2 protein-coding genes and 1 tRNA gene are annotated in these 3,138 nt (G+C 55.2%); all 3 read left to right on the forward strand.

Translation table 11 applies throughout. The features are described 5' to 3' along the window. Nucleotides 1–334: 334 nt before the first annotated feature. A complete protein-coding gene (locus tag RCJ92_RS15445) occupies nt 335–1,720 on the forward strand; it encodes an FAD-binding oxidoreductase (protein ID WP_446755066.1) in 1,386 nt (461 codons plus the stop codon). Nucleotides 1,721–1,789: 69 nt separating this feature from the next. Beyond that, nucleotides 1,790–1,866, forward strand: a tRNA-Pro gene (locus RCJ92_RS15450). A 194-nt stretch (nt 1,867–2,060) separates the two neighbouring features. Further along, nucleotides 2,061–2,579, forward strand: coding sequence for a GtrA family protein (locus tag RCJ92_RS15455; protein WP_446755067.1), 519 nt, complete (start codon nt 2,061–2,063; stop codon nt 2,577–2,579). Nucleotides 2,580–3,138 lie beyond the last annotated feature (559 nt).

The following is a 3,138-nucleotide window of genomic DNA, read 5'->3' on the forward strand; positions in this document are numbered from 1 at the left end:
CTAAGGCCCACTGCGCCGATGGTACTGCACTCGTGAGGGTGTGGGAGAGTAGGACACCGCCGGACTTAACTTGATGAAGGGTTTGAGGCTCCAACCAGTGATGGTTGGAGCCTCACCTATTTAAGCCCCTAACCAGCAATCCGGTTCCGGCATCTATTCTTTTCGCTGCATTGCCGCCACGCCACCCTTCCGTTCGAATCGGTGGCGGTTCGAGTCAAAGGCTGCTGTTCACCCCTAAGCATGGATCTACGTAACCATTTCTTCCCCTCGAGGTAAATGTGGTGACCTGGAGTACGCTTCCTAGAGATCAACGTAACCAGTAGGAGGGGCGGTAGTGGCACAGGACAAGGACTATTCCGTTTTTGTTCACGAACTGACGGAGATTCTCAGTGCTGATGGTGTCAGTACCTCTCCGGAGGATCTGCTGGAGAATTCCCGCGATTACGGCCAACTGGCCACTGACCCGATCCTGCCGCTCGCAATTGCATACCCGAATCGGGTAGAAGCCGTTCAGGAGATCGTGCGATTGTGTTCCCGGCATGGAGTCCCGATCATCAGCCGCGGCGCTGGTACGGGAGTCTCCGGCGGTGTCCACGTGATGTGCCCGTCGCTGGTACTGAATCTGTCTCGTATGAACCGCATCTTGGAGATCCGGCCACAAGACGAGGTGGCAGTAGTCGAACCCGGGGTCATCAATAACGAGTTAAATGATGCGGTTGCGGAGCACGGCCTCATGTATGCTCCTGACCCGGCAAGCTATCGGATGTCGACCCTGGGCGGCAATATTGCCACCAACGCAGGCGGGCTTCGTTGTGCAAAGTACGGGGTGACCCGAGAATCAGTGCTGGCACTGGACGTCGTGCTCGCGGATGGCCAGCTGATAACAATTGGTGCCAAAACATTTAAGGGAGTGGCCGGTTACGATCTGCGTTCGCTCTTCGTCGGCTCGGAAGGCACCTTGGGGATCGTTGTACGCGCCGTATTGCGGCTGCGTTACCTGCCTGTTGACCAAAGGGACATGAGTCTGGTCTTTGAAACACTCGAAGATGCCGTCGAAGGCGTCCAGATGATTGCCAGGGCCAGAGTTCAGCCCGCGATCTTAGAGCTCATCGATAGGCCGACGATGTCGGTGTTGGATCAGACCTACGGCACCGATATCGCTGAGCATGGCGAGGCGATGCTTCTAGTGCGATTGGATGGGTATGGCGCCAGGATTGAAGAGGATGTTGTTCGCACTGCGTTTGCGGAAGCGAAAGTCATCATCAGTGCTCCAGGCGATGAGTTTGCTTCGCGCCTCATCGAGATGCGTCGCACCAGCAGGGGGGATACCAAGGATGACGCCTACCGCATGGGCGAAGACGTGGCTATACCCAAGAGCTGCATGGTCGACTACGTGCGCAAGGTACGTGGAGTTGCCGCCAAATACGACGTTGACGTGAGGATCATTGCCCATGCTGGTGACGGCAATCTGCATCCTACGTTTTCCGTTGAACCCGACGCCGGCGAAGATCCACTTGGCCGGCTCACCCTCGCCCTGGAGGAGAGCATCCGATTGGCGCTGGAAGTGGGTGGAACCATCACCGGGGAACATGGCGTTGGTCTAATCAAGCGTGAATGGCTCGCCTGGGAACAATCCTCCGCAGTGCTGGAGATCCAGCGGCAGCTGAAGAACGTCCTGGACCCGCAGGGCCTGCTGAATCCCGGCAAGGCCATCCCATAAGTGCAGCAGGTCACTCGATTTGGTTCCGTCCAATCTTGCGTGTACAGTATTATTTCGTTGCGAAAACAACGGGATGTGGCGCAGTTTGGTAGCGCGCGTCGTTCGGGACGACGAGGTCGCAGGTTCAAATCCTGTCATCCCGACCAAATAGCAGGAGGGGGAATCCGTAAGGATTCCCCCTCCTGCTATTTCACGTTAACGTTCGGTTCCGTCCATGGGCCTTCTGTCACGACCGGGAGTTGTGGAATCTTCGAATGGTCCACAAGCGCAGCCTGGATATTACCCGATACCGGTGTACTGCCTACCGGAAGTAGCTAGAAGGTGACCGTAGGATAAACACATGGGGAATCCAAACGAGGAAGTAGCTGCGCCCACGCCGGACTTCGGCACGCGGCAGAAGATGCGCCAAAGGCTGCGTATTGTCTACTTCCTGGGAGTGGGAGGTGTGTGCTTCATCCTCACCCTGGTGGTCAACTATGGGCTGAAGCTAACCATATTGACTGCGCATCCAACTACGGCGTTCTTGATCGCTAATGCTGTCTCGACGGTTGCCTCGTACTTCCTGTCCCGCCGGTTTACCTTCGGGGACATCGCCCATGGTCTGAAGCGTGTCCAGTTCATCAAGTTCGTCGTCATGTCGGTACTGGCGGTCGGGATCACCTCGGCGCCTGTATATATCTCGCGTTGGGTCTTTGGGCTAACGCAACCGCACGTCACACTGCTGGTGCAGGAGGTCGCCGACTTTGTCGCAGGACCGATCATCGGCACGCTGCTGGGAATGGTGTTCCGCTGGTGGGCGATGAAGAAGTTCGTATTTCTGGATCGTGAGCACCAACGCACGGAGATCATGGCCAACTGAGAAAGGCTGCGCAGACCCCAAGCTGCGGTTGTCGTCTAAGACGTTTGGGCTCACGACGACACTAAGCTTCGTCACGGATTCCTGCGCGCTTATGCGGCAGAGCAGCAGGAGGACCGCATTGGCGCGATAGTACTTTCCCCGGCGCCCAGAAGTAGTGCATGAAGCGTACCGACTCGGCTATGCACCGTGTTACGACGATCACCTCAAAAGAGCTGCTTCCGAGTTTGCGCACACTCTGGAATCCATGTATAGTTTTTATCTGTTGCCGCAACGAAGGACGGGGTCGAAACCGTCGGAAACACCGGCAACAAACTCCAACAAAAACTTGAGTAGTTACAGTCAACTGTAAAAACAATAGGAATTGTTGAAGCGAAGAAAAGAAATTCAGGTCACAAAGAATGGATTTGACTTTCAGGAATTCGCTGGGATAAAATAATTACAGAGCGCCGGACGAGATCACGGGTCGAAATGATGTCGATGATGAACCGGTAAGCGCTTGTTGTTTGAGAACTCAATAGTGTGCCAAGTTTGTTGATACCAAATTATTTTTGTTTGGTGA

This window comes from Glutamicibacter sp. BSL13 (assembly GCF_052928425.1).